The sequence below is a fragment of the Bradyrhizobium sp. 137 genome, from assembly GCF_023074095.1.
Taxonomy (GTDB): Bacteria; Pseudomonadota; Alphaproteobacteria; order Rhizobiales; family Xanthobacteraceae; genus Bradyrhizobium.
The window spans coordinates 26107-45085 of sequence record NZ_JADPKU010000063.1 but is presented as its reverse complement, the minus strand read 5'-3'; the positions used below and the strand labels follow the sequence as shown (position 1 = coordinate 45085).

Annotated in this window: 16 protein-coding genes; 13 read left to right on the top strand and 3 right to left on the bottom strand. The window is 64.6% G+C overall.

What is annotated here, in order from left to right:
• Positions 1 to 213 precede the first annotated feature (213 nt).
• From IVA78_RS19430 to IVA78_RS19390, 9 genes are all read left to right on the top strand, one after another.
• Positions 214 to 1320, top strand: coding sequence for an efflux RND transporter periplasmic adaptor subunit (locus IVA78_RS19430; protein ID WP_247279560.1), 1107 nt, complete (start codon positions 214 to 216; stop codon positions 1318 to 1320).
• A gap of 179 nt (positions 1321 to 1499) precedes the next feature.
• On the top strand, positions 1500 to 4637 hold the full coding sequence (locus IVA78_RS19425; RefSeq protein ID WP_247467059.1) for an efflux RND transporter permease subunit: 3138 nt from the start codon (positions 1500 to 1502) through the stop codon (positions 4635 to 4637).
• A 34-nt stretch (positions 4638 to 4671) separates the two neighbouring features.
• Complete coding sequence (locus IVA78_RS19420; RefSeq protein WP_247279562.1) at positions 4672 to 5271, top strand: TetR/AcrR family transcriptional regulator; 600 nt, start codon at positions 4672 to 4674, stop codon at positions 5269 to 5271.
• 174 nt (positions 5272 to 5445) lie between these two features.
• Positions 5446 to 6069: a flavin reductase family protein gene (locus IVA78_RS19415; protein ID WP_247279563.1), complete on the top strand. Its 624-nt coding sequence runs from the start codon at positions 5446 to 5448 to the stop codon at positions 6067 to 6069.
• A gap of 318 nt (positions 6070 to 6387) precedes the next feature.
• Complete coding sequence (locus tag IVA78_RS19410; RefSeq protein WP_247467056.1) at positions 6388 to 8655, top strand: acyl-CoA dehydrogenase; 2268 nt, start codon at positions 6388 to 6390, stop codon at positions 8653 to 8655.
• Positions 8655 to 9938: an acetyl-CoA C-acetyltransferase gene (locus IVA78_RS19405; RefSeq protein ID WP_247450098.1), complete on the top strand. Its 1284-nt coding sequence runs from the start codon at positions 8655 to 8657 to the stop codon at positions 9936 to 9938. The genes IVA78_RS19410 and IVA78_RS19405 overlap by 1 nt, the downstream gene beginning before the upstream one ends.
• Before the next feature lie 2 nt (positions 9939 to 9940).
• A complete protein-coding gene (locus IVA78_RS19400; protein WP_247279566.1) occupies positions 9941 to 12037 on the top strand; it encodes a 3-hydroxyacyl-CoA dehydrogenase NAD-binding domain-containing protein in 2097 nt (698 codons plus the stop codon).
• 7 nt (positions 12038 to 12044) lie between these two features.
• The gene (locus IVA78_RS19395) at positions 12045 to 12455 is read left to right on the top strand and encodes an acyl-CoA thioesterase (protein WP_247279567.1); all 411 of its coding nucleotides are present in this window, start codon (positions 12045 to 12047) and stop codon (positions 12453 to 12455) included.
• A gap of 221 nt (positions 12456 to 12676) precedes the next feature.
• A complete protein-coding gene (locus tag IVA78_RS19390) occupies positions 12677 to 12868 on the top strand; it encodes a hypothetical protein (RefSeq protein ID WP_247279568.1) in 192 nt (63 codons plus the stop codon).
• Between the two features lie 230 nt (positions 12869 to 13098).
• Here the strand turns inward: IVA78_RS19390 and IVA78_RS19385 are convergent, their stop codons facing one another.
• Positions 13099 to 13551 (bottom strand): nuclear transport factor 2 family protein, encoded by a 453-nt coding sequence (locus tag IVA78_RS19385; RefSeq protein ID WP_247279569.1) that lies wholly within the window; start codon positions 13549 to 13551, stop codon positions 13099 to 13101.
• 153 nt (positions 13552 to 13704) lie between these two features.
• Between IVA78_RS19385 and IVA78_RS19380 the strand changes: the two genes are divergently transcribed.
• A complete protein-coding gene (locus tag IVA78_RS19380) occupies positions 13705 to 14391 on the top strand; it encodes an HAD-IA family hydrolase (RefSeq protein WP_247415708.1) in 687 nt (228 codons plus the stop codon).
• An 87-nt stretch (positions 14392 to 14478) separates the two neighbouring features.
• Entirely contained in the window at positions 14479 to 15327 is an 849-nt protein-coding gene (locus tag IVA78_RS19375; RefSeq protein WP_247279571.1) for a DeoR/GlpR family DNA-binding transcription regulator, read from the top strand.
• Here IVA78_RS19375 and IVA78_RS19370 read toward each other — a convergent pair.
• Complete coding sequence (locus IVA78_RS19370) at positions 15324 to 15746, bottom strand: type II toxin-antitoxin system VapC family toxin (protein ID WP_247467053.1); 423 nt, start codon at positions 15744 to 15746, stop codon at positions 15324 to 15326. The genes IVA78_RS19375 and IVA78_RS19370 overlap by 4 nt on opposite strands.
• Positions 15746 to 16000 (bottom strand): type II toxin-antitoxin system Phd/YefM family antitoxin, encoded by a 255-nt coding sequence (locus IVA78_RS19365; protein WP_247279573.1) that lies wholly within the window; start codon positions 15998 to 16000, stop codon positions 15746 to 15748. The genes IVA78_RS19370 and IVA78_RS19365 overlap by 1 nt, the downstream gene beginning before the upstream one ends.
• A 284-nt stretch (positions 16001 to 16284) precedes the next feature.
• On the opposite strand from IVA78_RS19365, the gene glpD reads away from it, so the two are divergent.
• Both glpD and IVA78_RS19355 read left to right on the top strand, forming a co-directional pair.
• Positions 16285 to 17835, top strand: coding sequence for a glycerol-3-phosphate dehydrogenase (gene glpD / locus IVA78_RS19360; RefSeq protein WP_247279574.1), 1551 nt, complete (start codon positions 16285 to 16287; stop codon positions 17833 to 17835).
• Positions 17832 to 18971 carry an ABC transporter ATP-binding protein gene (locus IVA78_RS19355; protein WP_247450104.1) on the top strand — a complete coding sequence of 380 codons (1140 nt, stop codon included), beginning with the start codon at positions 17832 to 17834 and terminating at the stop codon, positions 18969 to 18971. The genes glpD and IVA78_RS19355 overlap by 4 nt, the downstream gene beginning before the upstream one ends.
• Positions 18972 to 18979: the final 8 nt, after the last annotated feature.

Sequence of the window (18979 nt, the reverse complement as noted above, 5' to 3'; positions counted from 1 at the left end):
CGCTTGTGACTGTCGAGGTGGCACGCGTCCGCCTTCGCTCTTCGAGCTAGGGCGGACATCTCGCGTTGTCCGCCCTACCATCGCACCTTCCTGACAACGGGGACAATCCTTACCAGCCCTTAACGATCACGGATTCCTGATGACTGACGATTATTGACTTTTGTCAGTGATTAATCGACATTCCTCTCATTCGAGATGCAGGAGTGTCCTTCGATGTTCGTCCGGTCGGTTTTGTCCAGCTATTCCAGGCTGTTGGCGGGTGTGTCGCTGGCCCTGATGGCCGCCGCACTGGCTGGGTGCAATGACACCATCGCCGAAAAGGCCGAGCCGCCGCGGCCGGTTCTGGTCGCAACGGCCCATTATGACGCCGAGACGCCCGAGCGGAGCTTCGTCGGGACCATTCGGCCGCGGATCGAGAGCGATCTCGGTTTTCGCGTCGCCGGCAAGGTCGCAAAGCGCCTGGTCGAGGTCGGCCAGACCGTCGAAATCGGACAGCCGCTGGCGACTCTCGACGAGATCGATCTGAAGCTCCAGGCCGAGCAGGCCGTTGCCGAGTTGACTGCCGCGACCGGCGTGCTGGCCCAGGCCGCCGCTGCCGAGCAGCGCGCCAAGGACCTAAAGGCCAAGGGCTGGACCACCGATGCCCAGCTCGACCAGAGTCGTGCCGCCGCTGACGAGGCCCGTGCGCGCCTGAATCGGGCCGAGCGCTCGGTCGAGCTGACCAAGAATTCCCTTTCCTACGCGACGCTCAACGCCGACGCCCGTGGCGTCGTCACCGCAACGCTGATTGAGCCCGGCCAGGTGGTCGCCGCGGGCCAGGCCTCGATCCGTGTCGCCCGCTTTGCCGAAAAGGAAGCGGTCGTCGCCATCCCTGAGACGCTGGTCGGACGCGCCAAGTCGGGCGCCGCCAGCGTCACTCTTTGGTCCGAGCCGAACAAGAAGTACACGGCCAAGCTGCGCGAGATCGCGCCGGCGGCCGATCCGGCAACCCGCACCTATCTGGCAAAATTCTCGCTGCCCGAAGCCGACGACAAGGTCGCGCTCGGCATGACCGCGACGCTCACGCTGTCGGACGCCGCCACCGAGCGCGTCGCCCGGCTGCCGCTGTCGGCGTTGTTCAACGAAGGCGGCAAGCCGTCCTTCTACGTCGTCGACGACAACGGCGCGATTACGCTGAGGCCGGTGACGGTGAAGTCCTACGAGAGCAACGACGTCGTCATCACCGGTGGTGTCGAAGAGGGCGCCAAGATCGTCGCCCTCGGCGTGCAGAAGCTCGATCCGAGCCAGAGGGTGCGGATCGTCTCGTCGCTGTCCTTCTAACGAACGTTTACGAGTTCCTCATTGCGAGGTGAGTTTCGGCCCGAGCGCAAATGCAAGGGCTGAAGCGGCGAAGCGATCCAGAACCTGCCCAGCCCCCTGGATTGCTTCGCTGCCTCGCGATGAGGCCTTCAATAGAGCGGCTGTCGTTTTTGCAACTGGATCGTCTTTCGGAGAGTGCGATGAAGCGCTTCAACCTTTCGGCCTGGGCCGTCAGCCATCCGACGCTGGTGCTCTTCCTGATGATCGTGCTCGGCGTCGCCGGCTTCTTCTCCTATGAGAAGCTCGGCCGTGCCGAGGATCCGTTCTTCACGGTGAAGGTGGTCAACGTCTCCGTGATGTGGCCGGGAGCGACCGCGCAGGAGATGCAGACCCAGGTCGCCGATCCCATCGAGAAGAAGATCCAGGAGCTGCCCTATTTCGAGAAGGTGCAGACCTATTCCAAGCCCGCCTTCACCGCGCTCCAGGTGACGTTCCGCGACAGCACCCCGCCGAAGGACGTGCCCTATCTCTTCTACCTCCTTCGCAAGAAGCTGGTCGACGTGCAGGGTCAGCTGCCGTCCGGCATCCTCGGGCCCGTCGTCAACGACGAATTCTCCGACGTCGATTCCATCCTCTACATGATGACCGGCGACGGCGCCGACTATGCTCAGCTCAAGAAGGTCTCGGAAGGATTCCGTCAGCGCCTCCTGAAGGTGCCCGGCGTGACCAAGGTCGACGTCTACGGCAATCAGGACGAACGCATCTTCGTCGAGTTCAGCCACGCCAAGCTCGCCACCCTCGGCATCACGCCGCAAGCGCTGTTCGATTCGCTCGCCAAGCAGAACAACGTGACGCCGGCCGGCACAGTCGAGACCTCGTCGCAGCGCGTGCCGCTGCGCGTCACCGGCGCGCTCGACGGCGCCAAGGCCGTGGCCGAGACGCCGGTCGAGAGCAACGGCCGCGTCTTCCGTCTCGGCGATATCGCCACCGTCACCCATGGCTATGTCGATCCGCCGAGCTTCGTGGTCCGCCAGGAAGGCAAGCCCGCGATCGGCATCGGCGTCGTCACCGCCAAGGGCGCCAACATCCTCGATCTCGGCAAGGAGGTCGAGAAGGCGACGAGCGAATTCATGAAGGCCGTGCCGCAGGGCATCGACGTCAGGCTGATTGCCGACCAGCCCAAGGTGGTCGAGCACGCCGTCGGCGAGTTCGTGCACTCCTTCATGGAGGCGCTCGTCATCGTGCTGTTCGTCTCATTTTTGGCACTGGGCTGGCGCACCGGCATCGTGGTCGCGCTGTCTGTGCCGCTGGTGCTCGGCATCGTCTTCATTGTCATGAACACGATGTCGCTCGACCTGCACCGCATCACGCTCGGTGCGCTGATCATCGCGCTCGGTCTGCTCGTCGACGACGCCATCATCGCAGTCGAAATGATGGTGGTGAAGATGGAGCAGGGCTGGGATCGCATGCGCGCGGCGTCCTTTGCCTGGGAATCAACTGCGTTTCCGATGCTCACGGGAACGCTGGTCACGGCCGCTGGCTTCCTCCCCATCGGCTTTGCCAATTCCGCGGTCGGCGAATATGCCGGCAGCATCTTCTGGATCGTGGCGATCGCGCTGGTCGCCTCCTGGTTCGTGGCGGTGATCTTCACGCCCTATATCGGCGCCATGCTGCTGCCGGAGACGAAGGTCCACCACAATCACGATCCGCACGCAGTCTACGAGACCCGCATGTACCGCGGCCTGCGCGCCATCGTGCAATGGTGCGTCAATCATCGCATCACCGTGGTGGTCGCGACCGTCGGAATTTTCGTCGCCTCGATCGTCGGGTTCGGCCATGTCCAGCAGCAGTTCTTCCCGCTGTCGGAGCGCCCCGAGCTGTTCCTCCAGCTCCGCCTGCCGGAGGGCACCGCCTTCAACGTCACCGAGAAGGCGGTGAAGAAGGCCGAGACCCTGCTGAAGGACGACAAGGATATCGAGACCTATACCGCCTATGTCGGCCAGGGTTCGCCGCGCTTCTGGCTCGGCCTCAATCCGCAGCTGCCGAACGAGGCCTTCGCCGAGGTTGTCATCGTCGCCAAGGGCGTCGAGGCGCGCGAGCGCATCAAAGCCAAGATCGAAAACGCCGCTGCCGAGGGCTTCCTGTCCGAGGCGCGCGTGCGCGTCGACCGCTTCAATTTCGGTCCGCCGGTCGGTTTCCCGGTCCAGTTCCGCGTGATCGGCCCCGATGCCAACAAGGTGCGCGAGATCGCCTACCAGGTCCGCGACGTCATGCGGCAGAACAGGAGCGTCAAGGACGTCCAGCTCGACTGGAACGAGCAGTCGCCTTACCTCAAGCTCGTCGTCGACCAGGACCGTGCCCGCGCCATGGGCCTGACCCCGCAGGACGTCTCGCAGGCGCTGGCGATGCTGATCTCGGGCGCGCAGGTCACGACCGTGCGCGACGGCATCGAGAAGGTCGGCGTGGTCGCCCGCGCGGCGCCGTCCGAACGCCTCGATCTCGGCGGTGTCGGCGACCTGACGATTACCTCGCGCAACGGCGTTGCCGTGCCGCTGCAGCAGATCGCCAAGATCGAATATGCCCACGAGGAGCCGATCTTGTGGCGGCGCAACCGCGACATGGCGATCACCGTGCGCTCCGACGTGGTCGACGGCGTGCAGGCGCCCGACGTCACCAACCAGATCACGCCGAAGCTGAAGGCGATCAAGGACCACCTCGAGCCGGCCTACCGGATCGAGCCGGGCGGCGCCTTCGAGGAATCCGCCAAGGGCAACGCCTCGATCTTCATTCTCTTCCCGCTGATGGTGATGGTGATGCTGACGCTCTTGATGTTCCAGCTTCAGAGCTTCTCGCGCCTGATCCTGGTGTTCCTGACGGCGCCACTCGGCATCGTCGGCGCCTCTCTCGGGCTCAATGTCGCCAATGCCCCGTTCGGCTTCGTGGCGCTGCTCGGCCTGATCGCGCTTGCCGGCATGATCATGCGCAACACCGTCATCCTCGTCGACCAGATCGAGACCGACGTCTCGCACGGCCTGACCCGGCGCGAGGCGATTGTCGAGGCCACCGTCCGCCGCGCCCGACCGGTGGTGCTGACGGCGCTCGCCGCGATTCTCGCCATGATCCCGCTGTCGCGCTCGGCCTTCTGGGGCCCGATGGCGATCACCATCATGGGCGGCTTGTTCGTCGCGACCTTCCTCACGCTCTTGTACCTGCCGGGCCTCTATGCGCTTTGGTTCAGAAAGAGCCTAGATGAGGCTGGTACTCCCGAGCAGCCTGCCGCGCCGCAGCATGGGAGCGATGAGCCACGCGCAATTCCGCTTGCTGAAGCGGCTGAATAAGTGAGATGAAGTGCTGACTGACGAGTCCTGACAGATGACACTGATTACGGAACATATCGAAAGCGACACCCGGGATCGTATCCTCGAGGTGGCCGAGCGGCTGTTCCGCCAGATCGGTTACCAGAAGACCACGGTCGGAGACATCGCCAAAGAACTGCGGATGAGCCCCGCCAATGTCTATCGCTTCTTCGAATCGAAGAAGGCGATCCATCAGGCGGTGGCCCGCTCGCTGATGGGCGAGGTTGAGCTGGAGGCGCAGCGGATCGTGGCGCGGCCCGGTCCGGTGCTGGAGCGCTTCCGCGAGCTGCTCACCACCATCCATCGCATGAACACCGAGCGCTATGTCGGCGACAATAAGCTGCATGAGATGGTCGAAATCGCCATGCAGGAGGACTGGGACGTCTGCGTCACCCACATGGAATGTATCGCCGGAATGATCGGCCAGATGATCGGGCAGGGCGTCGCCGCCGGCGAGTTCGAGGCACCGGACCTGCAATTGGCCGCGCTCTGCTCCTGCACCGCAATGATGCGCTTCTTCCATCCCCAGATGATCGCCCAGTGCGCCACCAAGCCGGGCCCGACCATCGACCAGATGATCGATTTCGTCATCGCGGGATTGTCGCCGCGGCACTGACGGGGCGGTGGCTTTCCTCCTATAAGCAGCTTCGCGCCACCCTAACGGAGGGATGACGGCAAGGACGGACCAACACACTCCGTCATTGCGAGCGTAGCGAAGCAATCCAGGCTGTCTCCGCAGAGGGATTCTGCATTGCTTCGTTCCGCTCGCAAGACGGGAAGGAAACAGAGCGTGACCGCCAAAGACCCCTACTTCTACGAGCCCTCCAAGGGCCACGGCCTCAAGCACGATCCCTTCAACGCTATTATCGCGCCGCGGCCGATCGGCTGGATCTCCTCGCGCGACGCCAGGGGCCACGTCAACCTCGCACCCTACAGCTTCTTCAATGCGTTCTGTTATGTGCCGCCGATCATCGGCTTCTCCTCCACCAATTGGAAGGACACGGTCGAGAACATCCAGCAGACCGGCGAATTCGTCTGGAATCTCGCCACGATGGATCTGGCGAAGCACATGAACGCAACCGCCGCGCATGTCGCGCCCGAGGTCGACGAGTTCGAGGTCGCGGGTCTGACCGCCGTGCCCGGCAAGCTTGTCAACGTGCCGCGCGTCGGCGAGAGCCCGGTCGCCTTCGAATGCAAGGTGTCCGACATCGTTCGTCTCAAGGGCGCCAACGGCAAGGAGGCTGACGCCTGGCTGACGCTCGGCGAGGTCGTCGCCGTCCACATCGACAAGGCCATGATCAAGGACGGCGTCTACCAGACCGCCGCCGCCCGCCCTATCGTCCGCGCGGGGCGCCGCGGCGACTATTTCGAGATCAAGCCGGAAAACATGTTCGAGATGGTCCGGCCGGATTAAGCCGGGCTGCTGCTTCCACAGGTCATTCCGCGGCGTCGCCAGACGCGACCTATGATGCGCAATTGTGCATCAGAGATCCATTGGTCCACCAACGCTGCCGCACGCTCGATTCCGGGCTCGACGCTTGCACGTCGCCCGGGAATGACTGTGGCGAGGCGTTCGGCCCCATTTCCCGATCCCGGAACCGGCACCGCGGCCCGGCCGTTATGGCCCCTGGGCGGCCGCCCGGCCGCGTCAATTTCGCAGGCGAAGTGTTCGCCTCGGCCAGCCAGTTTCCGCTAAAATGCCCGATAACCGCGCCGATGCATGAGGTCAGCCATGAGCTTCCGCCGCGACACTCTGACAAAGCCGATCTTCACTCTCGCGCGCGGCGTGCTGCCGGCGATTTCCGATACCGAGCGCGAGGCGCTGGAGGCCGGTGACGTCTGGTGGGACGCCGATCTCTTCACCGGCAATCCCGATTGGTCGAAGCTGCTGAAGGTCCCGCAGGCAACGCTGACCGCGGAGGAACAGGCTTTCCTCAACGGCCCCGTCGACGAGCTCTGCGCCATGCTCGACGAGTGGAAGATCTTCTGGGAATGGCGCGACCTGCCGCAGGACGTCTGGCACTTCGTCAAGCGCGAAAAGTTCTTCGGCATGATCATTCCGAAGGAATTCGGTGGGCTCGGCTTTTCGCCGTATGCGCATTCCGAGGTCGTGCGAAAAATCTCGACCCGTTCGATCGCGGCCGCCGTCACGGTGATGGTGCCGAACTCGCTCGGCCCCGGCGAGCTCTTGATGCGCTTCGGCACCAAGGAGCAGCAGCAGCGCTGGCTGCCGCGCCTCGCCGATGGTCGCGACATTCCCTGCTTCGGCCTCACCAGCCCGGAGGCCGGCTCCGATGCCGCCTCGATGGTCGACACCGGCATCATCTGCAAGGGGGAGTTCGAGGACCGCGAGGTGATCGGCCTTCGTCTCAACTGGCACAAGCGCTACATCACGCTCGGCCCCGTCGCGACGTTGCTCGGTCTCGCCTTCAAGGCCTATGATCCCGATCACCTCGTCGGCGATCAGGAAGAGCTCGGAATCACGGTGGCGCTGATCCCGACTAATCTGCCCGGCGTCGAGATCGGTCACCGCCATCTGCCGTCGATGCAAGTGTTCCAGAATGGCCCGAACCGGGGCCGCGACGTCTTCATCCCGCTCGACTACGTCATCGGCGGCGAAGCTCGGCTGGGGCAGGGCTGGAAGATGCTGATGACCGCGCTCGCCGCCGGGCGCGGCATCTCGCTGCCGTCGCTGTCGGCCGCCGGCGCCGCCTTTGCGGCGCGCACCACCGGTGCCTATGCTCGCATCCGCGAGCAGTTCGGCATCTCCATCTCCAAGTTCGAGGGCGTCGAGGAGCCGCTCGCGCGCATCGTCGCGACCGCCTATCAGCTCGATGCGGCGCGGCGGCTGACCTGCGCGGCGCTCAATGCCGGCATTCATCCTGCCGTCATCTCCGGCATCATGAAGCTGCATGCGACCGAACGCATGCGCACTGCGATCGACGACGCCATGGACATCCACGGCGGCAAGGCCGTGATCGATGGTCCGCAGAACTATCTCGGCAATCTGCATCGCGCCGTGCCGGTCGGCATCACGGTCGAGGGCGCCAACATTCTCACGCGCAATCTCATCGTGTTCGGGCAGGGCGCCATCCGCGCCCATCCCTATCTGCTCGGCGAGATGAATGCGCTCGCCGACACCGACCGCGAGCGCGGCCTCGCCGCGTTCGACAAGGCTTTCTGGAAGCACGTCGGCCACAGCTTCCGCACACTGCTTCGCGCCTTTGGCCGAAGCTGGACGTTCGGCGCCTTCGCACCGGCGCCTGATGCGGGCGATGCCACGCCATTCTATCGCCAGCTCTCGCGCTACTCTGCCGCCTTCGCGCTCTGCGCCGATCTGGCGCTGCTGACGCTCGGCGGCGCGCTCAAGCGCAAGGAGATGCTGTCGGCGCGGTTCGGCGACATTCTGTCCGAGCTGTATCTGCTCTCGGCCGCGCTGAAGCGCTGGCAGGACGAGGGCCGTCAGAAGGAGGATTTCGCCGCGCTGGAATGGTGCATGGCGACGGGCTTCCGAACCATCGAGAACCGGCTCGCGGAAATTCTGGCCAATCTGCCGAACCGCTTCGTCGCAGCCTTCCTCAAGCTCGTGGTCCAGCCGTTCGGCGCACGCGTGCTCGGCCCGTCGGACCGCGTCGTCCATCAATGCGCAAGCCTCGTCCTGGAGCCGTCGGCGGCGCGCGAGCGTCTCACGCCCGATCTCGCCCATGTCGACGACGACGGCGGCTTTGCCCGGCTTGAGCGCGCGTTCAAGCTCGCTGCAGAAACCGATGCGATCGCTAGGCGCGTGCGCGCCGCGCAGGTCCGCGACTGGAAGGACGCGGTCGCCAAGGGTGTGATCACGCAAGCCGAGGGCGAGCAGCTCGCCGCGGCCCGCGAAGCCGTCAACGAAGTGATCGAGGTCGATGACTTTGCGCCTGAGGCGCTGTCACCGATTTACAAGAAATCCGGCGACGTGCATCAGTTCTTCCAGGAACTCGGTGAACAGAGGGCGGCGAGCTGATGGCACGACCGGTTTTCATCATCGACGGCAGTCGGACGCCGTTTCTGAAGGCGCGCTCGGGCCCCGGCCCGTTCACGCCGGTGGATCTCGCTGTGCAATGCGGCCGACCGCTGCTGGCGCGCCAGCCGTTCGCCCCGACTGACTTCGACCAGGTCATCCTCGGCTGCGTCAACGTGATCGCGGACGAGATGAACCCCGCCCGTGTCGCCGCGCTGCGGCTCGGCATGGGCGAGGACATGGTTGCCTTCACGGTACAGATCAATTGCGGCTCCGGGATGCAGTCGATCGACACTGCCTATCGCTACATCCGCGAAGGCCATGCCGACATGATCCTGGCCGGTGGAACCGAGGCGCTGAGCCACGCGCCGCTGGTCTGGCCGAATTCCGGCGTGCGCTGGTTCGCCGGGCTCGCCACCGCCAAGGGCGTTGCCGCGAAGCTCGCCGCAGCCTTCAAGCTGCGCCCAAGCTATCTCAAGCCGGTCATCGGCCTCGAGCGCGGACTGACCGATCCCGTCACCGATTTGAACATGGGCCAGACCGCCGAGGTCGTCGGTCATCTCTTTGGCATCACGCGCGCGCAGTCTGATGCCTACGCGGCCGAGAGCCATCGCCGCCTTGCGCATGCGCAGGCCGAAGGTTTTCTGAAGGGCGAGGTTGAGACCGCGTTCTCCCGGGATGGCAAGTTCTTCGACCATGACGACGGCGTACGCCCGGACTCGACGGCCGAGACGCTTGCAAAGCTCCGGCCGGTGTTCGAGCGCCCCTGGGGACAGGTGACCGCCGGCAATTCCTCGCAGATCACCGATGGCGCCTCCTGGGTGATCCTGGCCTCCGACGCCGCGGTCGCCAAGCATAAGCTCACCCCTAAAGCTGTCATCGTCGACAGCAATTGGGCCGCGCTCGATCCTAGCATCATGGGGCTCGGCCCGGTGATCTCGGCGACGCCGCTGCTCCAGCGCAACGGCCTCAGCATCAACGACGTCGAGACCTGGGAATTGAACGAGGCTTTCGCCACGCAGGTGCTCGGCTGTCTCGCCGCCTGGAACGACGATAAATTCTGTCGCGAGATTTTGGGCCTCGACGGCGCAGCCGGCGAGATCGCCCGCGAAAGACTAAACGTCGACGGTGGCGCGATCTCGCTCGGTCATCCCGTCGGCACCTCCGGCAACCGGATCGTGCTGCATCTCGTCAACGCCATGAAGCGGCTTGGCACGCGGCGCGGCGTTGCCACCGAATGCATCGGCGGCGGGCTCGGCGGCGCCATGCTGATCGAGGCGCTGTGACCATGGATTCCAAGATCATGACCGCGCTTGGCGACCGCGTGCTGGAGCTCGGGCCCAAGCCTGGGACAGACAGTCCCTACAAGCACTTCAAGCTGACGCGCGATGCCGATGGTGTCGCCTGGCTGCTGTTCGACCGCGCCGAGGCGAGCGCCAACACGCTGTCCTCGGATGTGATGGAGGAGTTCGATGCCGTGCTTGCGGCGATCGAGACCGAGCGTCCCGCCGGCCTCGTGATCCGCTCGGCAAAGCCGTCCGGCTTCATTGCCGGCGCCGACGTCAACGAATTTCGCGGCGCGTCCGATCCTGAGATGGTGGAGACACGCATCCGGTCCGCGCATGCCGTAATCGATCACCTGGAAGCCTTGAGGTTGCCGACGGTGGCGGTCATCCACGGCTTCTGCCTCGGCGGCGGGCTCGAGGTCGCGCTCGCCTGTCAGGCGCGCATCGCCATCGAGGGGGCGCGCTTCGGCTTCCCGGAGGTGATGCTCGGCCTTCATCCAGGCCTCGGCGGCACCGCGCGCTTCACCGCGCTGGTCAATCCGATCCAGTCGATGGCCCTGATGCTGACCGGCCGCACCATCGATGCGCGCCGCGCCAGATCGCTCGGCCTCGTCGACACCGTCACGCAGGAGCGCCACGTCCACAATGCCGTGAAGGATGCGCTGTTCGGACGTCTGAAGCGGGCGCGGCCGGGCTTGCTGGTTCGCGCGGCGAATGTCGGCCTCGTGCGCGGGCTGCTCGCCAGACGCATGCGCTCGCAGGCGGCGAAGGCGGCATCTCGTGAGCATTATCCGGCGCCCTACGCGCTGATCGATCTCTGGGAGACCCACGGCGGCAGCAAGGCCTCGATGCTGAAAGCCGAACAGGGCTCGTTCGCCAAGCTGATGGTGACGCCGACCGCGCAGAACCTGATCCGGGTCTTCTTCCTGCGCGAGCAGATGAAGAAGGCGGCGGGCAGCGGCAATGCCGTCAAGCATGTGCATGTCATCGGCGCCGGCGCCATGGGCGGTGACATCGCGGCCTGGTGCGCGGGCCAGGGGATGCGCGTCTCGCTGGCCGACATGAAGCCGGAGCCGATCGCCGGCGCGGCGAAGCGCGCGGCCGAACTCTACGGCAAGATCATTCGCAAGCCGACCGACGTGCGCGACGCACTCGATCGCCTCATTCCCGACATGGACGGAGAAGGCGTACGCAACGCCGATCTCATCATCGAGGCCGTGCCGGAGAAGCTCGAGCTGAAGCAGAAGGTCTATGCCGGCCTCGAGCCGCGGATGAAGCCCGGCGCGATCCTTGCGACCAACACGTCGAGCATTCCGCTACAGGACTTGCGAACAACGCTGGCGCGGCCGGATCGGCTGGTCGGCCTGCATTTCTTCAATCCGGTGTCGCGGCTGCAACTGGTCGAGGTCGTCAGCCATGACGGCAACGACCCGCAAGTGCTGAAAGAGGCGCTCGCCTTCGTCGGCGCGATTGACCGCCTGCCGCTGCCCGTGAAGAGCTCGCCCGGCTTCCTCGTCAATCGCGCGCTGACGCCGTACATGCTGGAAGCCATGGTGATGCTGGACGAGAAGATCGACCAACGCCTGATCGACGCCGCGGCCGAGCAGTTCGGCATGCCGATGGGACCGATCGAGCTGGCCGACCAGGTCGGGCTCGACATCTGTCTCGATGTCGGCGACATGCTGCGCACCAAGTTCGGCGATCTGCTGCCGCCGACGCCGGCCTGGCTGCGCGAGAAGGTCGCCAAGGGTGAGCTCGGCCGCAAGACCGGCAAGGGCTTTTATGTCTGGAAGGAGGGCGAGGCGGAGAAGGCACAGCTTCCCGAGACCGGTCCGCGCGTCACCGACCAGATGATCGACCGCCTGGTGCTGCCGATGTCCAACGTCTGCGTCGCCGCGCTGCGCGAAGGCGTCGTCGACGACGCCGACGCGGTCGACGGCGCCCTCATCTTCGGCACCGGCTATGCACCGTTCCGTGGCGGTCCGTTGAACTATGCGCGCACGCGCGGCGTGGAAAATGTCGTATCCAGCTTGCGCGCACTGGCCGAGCGATTCGGCGAGCGCTTTGCGCCCGATCCGGGGTGGAACAGTTTCAAGTGAGAGAGATATGAGTGAACACGCCGCCACCGGACCGCGCGGGGATCTCTGTATTCGTACTCTGGCGATGCCCGCCGACACCAACGCGAATGGCGACATCTTCGGCGGCTGGCTGCTCAGCCAGATGGATGTGGGCGGCGGCGTGTTCGCCTCGAAAGTCGCGAAGTCGCGCACGGTGACCGTCGCGATCGAAGCGATGAATTTTCGCAAAGCGGTCTATGTCGGTGATCTCGTATCCGTCTACGCCAATCTCGTACGGGTGGGTCGTACCTCGCTCACCGTGCATCTGGAAGCCTGGGCGCTGCGGCGCGGTGAGGAGCATCCGTTCCTCGTCACCGATGGCAACTTTACCTACGTCTCGATCGACGAGCACGGCCGCCCGCAGGCGGTTCGCGCGACCGACACGACGATCGCGACGTAATCGCGCGACTCTCTGGCTCATCTCACGAAGACGTGGCAAGCACCGCAAACGCGGCGCGACTAAGTCATCGCGTCGCGTCTTCGCCAAGAACCAGTCATAAAACGGATGAGGTCCTAGCGTACTCAATTGCGTGTCGATTCGGGGTGGAAACGGCCTCAAATGCCCGCGGAACCTTTGGGCAGGAATGCCGTTATTTGCCCGCACTGAGGAATCCACGGGCCATGCCGGACAGCTACATCATCGAAGTCAATTCGCAGACCGCAGGTATCGTCGTTCGTTCTCAGGGAGGCTACTGTTTCTTCGCCTCATCCGACCGCTTCAACCGCCTCGAAGGTCAACTCTTCCGCAATGCCCGCGAAGCCGAGCGCGCCGCGCGCAAGCTTGTGAACGGCGAGGTGAAGGAGGCGGCGTAAGCGCCTGGCGCTGGTAATTTTGACGCGCGAAGCGTGGTCGGAAATTTTTACCGCCCACACCGCTGCTCCTCCTTTCTCCTTGCGGGAGAAGGTGGTGCGAAGCGCCGGATCAGGATCGGCTCCGCAAACGCAGAAGTGGGAGGTTCGTTTCGTGGATGGAGACCGCTCACCCGTCTCGCCGCTCCGCCGCGAACCACCCTCGCCCGCAAGGGGAGAGGGTTGGAACGTCATCACAACTTCGTCGCCGCCCGCGACAGCAGCTTCCACTCGTCGCCCTGCTTCTGCCAGTTCATCAGGATGTGGAGGTTGGTCGATACTTTCTTCCCATCGGCCGCCATCTCCTGTTCGCCGAGCCAGTGGAAGCGCACGATCGCGGCGGGACCGACGACCTTGATGGTCGGGTCCTTGTATTCGATCGAGAGGAATTTCGACTTGCCGTCGGTCGCATTGGTGATGAAGGTCGCCTTGTCCTCGACCTTGCCGCTGGAATGGCTGTAGCTGAGCTCCTCCGCGCAGAGTGCGCCGAGCGCCTTAGGATCCGCTGCGATCTGGGCGAGGCGGAAGGCCTCCACCTTCTTCGCCACGGCCTCTTCGTCCGCTGAAGCGGCCAGTGCCGGTGCCGCGAGAGCAAGCGCGGAGACGGCGAGAGTCGATAGAGCCAAATCGCGTCGGTTGATCATCATCGTTTCCTCCTTTTTGATCTTGCCACGAGTGTTGCAGCCGCGCGCGACTTTGTCGAGTGCCGCATTGTCGTGATGTGGACGCGTCATTGCGCAATCGAGGCCGTATTGATACGTCTTTCGCATTGATGCGCCACGCACTTGGGAAGTACGGAAATGATCGAGGCCAAAAGGCAAGCGATGGGCAGGGCGTTACTGTTCGACATTGACGGGACGCTGGCCGATACGGATCCGCTTCATCGCGAAGCCTTTCACCGCGTGTTCGCCCCGCGCGGCCATGTGGTGGACGATGAGCGCTTCAAGCGCGAGCTTCAGGGCTTTTCCAATGTGTCGATCGGGGAGCGATTTCTGCCGGACGAATCGCCGGAACGGCGCCTCGCAATCCTCGGCGAGAAGGAGGCGATCTTTCGTGATCTGGTGGCCGGGCAGATCGTGCCGATACCGGGGCTGATGGCGCTGCTCGACCGTGCGGATGCCGCCGGCATTCCCATGGTGGCCGTGACCAACGCGCCGCGCCTCAACGCCGAGCTGCTGCTCTCGGGCCTCGGCATCACCGAGCGGTTCAAGGCAATCGTGATCGGCGACGAGCTGCCGCACGGCAAGCCGCATCCGCTGCCCTATCAGGAAGGACTGCGTTTCGTCGGCGCCAGCGCAGAGGCGTCGATCGCGTTCGAGGACTCACGCTCCGGCGTGCAATCGGCCGCGGCGGCCGGCATCCCGACCATCGGCATGCGCACCACCCTCAGCCATGCAGACCTTGTTGCCGCGGGCGCGGTCGCGTCCGCGCGCGCCTACGACGATCCGGAGCTGCTCGCGCGCCTAGCCGCCGCGATGGCGTGTTGAGGCAGTCCGTTAACCGTGATCGTCTCCCGCATTGACCGAACGCGCGAACCGCCGCACCATGCATCGTTCTGATTTGAGGCTCTTGCCGTGACCGGACTGACCCATCGCCAAGCCGAAATCCTCAACCTCGCGCGGGCCTCAGGCCGCGTCATGGTCGAGGAACTCGCGCGCCGGTTCGAGGTGTCGGCGCAGACCATCCGCAAGGATCTCAACGATCTCTGCGAGCGGAGATCGCTGACCCGCATCCATGGCGGCGCCATCATCGCCTCGGGCGTTGAAAATCTCGCCTACGAGGCGCGCCGCTTCGTCGCCGCCGACGAGAAGAAGGCGATCGGCGCTGCTGCCGCCTCGCTGATCCCGAACGGCTGCTCGCTCTTCATCAACATCGGCACCACGACGGAGGAGGTCGCGAGCGCGCTGACCTCGCACGAGGATCTGCTCGTCATCACCAACAATCTCAACGTCGCCATGCTGCTCTACCGCCATCCCCGCATCGAGGTGGTGGTCGCCGGCGGCACGGTGCGGCGCGCCGACGGCGCGGTGGTCGGCTCGACCGCGACGCAGCTAATCGGCCAGTTCAAGGTCGATTACGCCATCATCGGGGCGTCCGCGATCGATGAAGAGGGCGCGCTGCTCGACTTCGACTATCGCGAGGTGCAGGTGGCGCAGGCGATCATCGCCAATGCTCGCAGCGTCATGCTGGTCGCCGATTCCACAAAGCTCCGCCGCAGCGCGCCGGTGCGGATCGCCCACATCAGCCAGATACAGACCTTCGTCACCGACCAGGAGCTGCCCGAGCGCCTCGCCACCATCTGTCACAGCAAGGGCATCGAGGTGGTCGAAGCCATGCCGAAGGAGGCGAGGGAGATCGATGAGACGCAGGCCGATGCGCAGGATGCCGCGCCTGAAGCAGTGCCGGTGATGCGGTTGCGCTAAGATTTAGGTGCGCTCCACGGGTTCAGCAGCGTCACGCCCGTAGGTTCGAAATCTCCCACATTGCGCGTAACGACCGTTAAGCCGTGAACAAGTGCGGTCGCAGCAATAAGGGCGTCGCGTTCGGCCGGCGGGTTCGGAACATGCAGTTGCGCGCAACGCTGCGCCACGGCCGTGTCGATCGCCAGAATCCGTCCCTCGAACCGGGCCAGAATGTGATCGTTGATCCAGGCACGCAGGACGGCACCTTGCACCGCGTCTTTGCGCTCGATCAGGCGCGCACCAAGTTCAATCTCACGAATCGAGATGGCGGACATGAAAATATTCGCCGCAGGCACAGCATTGGCCCAGGCGAGGACATTGCGATCGGCCTTGTCCGGCCGCCTCAGTTCGGAAATGACATTGGTGTCCAGCAGAAACATCAGTCGAGATCAGCGGGCCTAGAGACGCCGCCGGTCATCCGAGGCGGTTCGAAATCGAAGTCCGCGTTCGCCTGTGCCAGAGCTTCGGCAAGGTTCATGTGCCCGCCGCTCAAGCGCAAATAGTCCTCGATGGTCAGCAGGACATGGGCCGGGCGGCCGCGATCGGTAATGAAGACAGGTCCGTGCGAGGCCGCTTTCTTGGCGCGGCTCGTATCCTGATTGAATTCCCGGCTGGTCAGGGTGGTCACGACCATCTGTGCGTCCAAGCCATTCGATGCTCTGCTCACGAGATCTATGTAGAGATGTTGCTACATTCAAGTCAATAAGCGCGTTGGTTCACGGAGCCGCACTAGCTGCTCCTTAATCGAGCTGCTTGCCCGTACATCTGTCCGTTCTCCTGCTGATTTCCCCACTCCATCGTGGTTGAAAAAGTTCCTCTTTCATTTCCTCTCGCTTCTCTTTCATCTTGCTTTCGTTTTGCGGTGTGATCTAATCAAAAACGAAAGTTGCCGCTCGATGAACGGGCGGTCGCCGGGGGATGCGTCTGTTGGAGCGTATTTTCGACCTCGCCATCATCGGAGGCGGTGTGAATGGCTGTGGCATCGCGCGCGACGCGGTGGGCCGCGGCAACACGGTTTTCCTGTGCGAAATGAACGATTTGGCGAGCGGGACGTCGTCTTGGTCGACCAAGCTGGTGCATGGCGGGCTGCGCTATCTCGAATATTACGAATTTCGCTTGGTCCGAGAGGCCTTGATCGAACGCGAGATCCTCTGGGGCATCGCGCCCCACATCATCCGCCCGCTGAGATTCGTCCTGCCGCATCACGCCGGCCTGCGCCCGGCCTGGCTGCTGCGGCTCGGCCTTTTCCTTTATGACCACATCGGCGGCCGTCACTTGCTGCCCGCGACCCGCTCGGTGGATCTCCGGCGTGACGAGGTCGGTCGCCCGCTGATCCCGAACCGCTACAGCCGCGCGTTCGAATATTCCGACTGCTTCGTCGACGACGCCCGCCTCGTCGTGCTCAATGCGCGCGATGCCGCCGACAAGGGTGCCGAGATCCGCACCCGCACCCGCGCCACCGAGATTCGTCAGTCCGACGGCGTCTGGACCGTCGGCATGATCAACACGCTGACCGGCGAGCGCTCGTCGATCCAGGCGCGCGCGCTGGTCAATGCCGGCGGTCCCTGGGTCGAGGACGTGCTCGGCCGCGGCGCCGGCCTCAATGCGAAGGCCAAGGTGCGTCTGGTGCAGGGCTCGCACATCGTGGTGAAGAAGCTCTACGACCACGACCGCGCCTACATGTTCCAGAACGCCGACGGCCGCATCATCTTCGTGATTCCGTACCAGGACGATTTCACGCTGATCGGCACCACCGACCGCGACTATGATGGCGATCCCGCTAAGGTGAAGGCGACAGCCGAGGAGATTCAATATCTCTGCACGGCGGCGAGCGAATACCTGGCTAAGCCGGTGACGTCCGACGACGTGGTCTGGACCTATTCCGGCGTACGCCCGCTCTATGACGACGGCGCCAGCGAGGCCAAGGCCGCGACCCGCGACTACGTGTTCGAGCTCGATACGCCCGGCGGCGTGCCGCTGCTGTCGATCTATGGTGGCAAGATCACGACCTACCGCCGACTCGCCGAAGAGGCGCTGGAACGGCTGGCGCCCTATCTTCGCAGCGCGAAAGCGCGCGAGGGCTGGACCGGCAAATGGCCGCTGCCCGGCGGCGACATGAACGTATCCGACATCGACGGCCTGATCGCGGAGCTCCAGCGCGGCTATCCCTTCCTCAGCCATGAGCATGCCCGGCGCCTCGCCCGCGCCTATGGCACCCGTGCCATCAAGCTGCTCGGCGATGCGAAATCGACCGCCGATCTCGGCCGGTCCTTTGGTGCGACGCTGACCGAGCGCGAGGTCCGCTATCTCATGGCGAATGAATGGGCGGTCACCGCCGAGGACGTCGTCTGGCGCCGGTCCAAGCTCGGCCTGCGACTATCTGCCGACGAGATCGCCGCGCTTGACGACTGGATCAGGGCCCACGCCGTGCCGCAAACTCCCCTGCTGGAAGCAGGAGGACGCTCATGACAGTGACGCTCGACCACGTGACCCGGACTGTCGAGGGCGTCCCGCACATCCGCGATGTCTCGCTGACGTTCGAGAGCGGTACCCTCAACGTACTGCTCGGCCCGACGCTGTCGGGCAAGACCTCGATCATGCGGCTGCTCGCCGGCCTCGACAAGCCGACCACGGGCAGGGTGCTGGTGGGCGGCAAGGACGTCACCGGCGCCGACGTGCGCCAACGCTCGGTCGCGATGGTCTATCAGCAATTCATCAATTACCCCTCGCTCACGGTTTATGAGAACATCGCCTCGCCCCTGCGCGTGCAAGGCAAGCCGCGCGACGAGATCAAGGCGCGTGTCGCGGAGGCTGCAAAGCTGCTCCGCCTCGAGCCGTTCCTGAAGCGAACTCCGCTCCAACTCTCGGGCGGCCAGCAGCAGCGTACCGCGATTGCGCGCGCGCTGGTCAAGGGCGCCGATCTCGTGCTGCTCGACGAGCCGCTCGCCAATCTCGACTACAAACTCCGCGAGGAGCTGCGCGCCGAGCTGCCGCGCATCTTCGAGGCCTCCGGCGCGATCTTCATCTACGCCACCACCGAGCCGACGGAGGCGCTGCTGCTAGGTGGCAACACCGTGTGCATGTGGGAGGGCCAGGCGCTTCAGATGGGCGAGACATCCAACGTCTACCGCCGCCCGCGGACGCTGCGCGTCGCGCAGGTGTTTTCGGATCCGCCGCTCAATCTCGTCGGTATCGAGAAGCGAAATGGCTCCGTGCAATATGCCGGCGGCACGGCCTCGCCGGCCTCGGGGCTCTATGCTGGCCTTGCCGACGGCGCCTATCGCGTCGGCTTCCGCGCGCATCAGCTCGGGCTTGCCAATGGCGAGGCCGACCGCCACGCCTTCCACGCCACGGTGACGGTGACCGAGATCACCGGTTCGGAGAGTTTCGTGCATCTGACCCGCGAGGGTTCGAACTGGGTGGCGGTCCTGCACGGCGTGCACGAGTTCGAGCCGGGCCAGACCCTGGACGCCGTGCTCGATCCCAATGATGTCTTCGTGTTCGATGCGGCCGACCGTCTGGTCGCCGCACCTGGCATAGCGTTTTCAAGCGAATTGCGTGGCGGTTCGCGTGAAGAAAACGCGTCAAACAGAAAAAGCTCCTGAGGGAGATG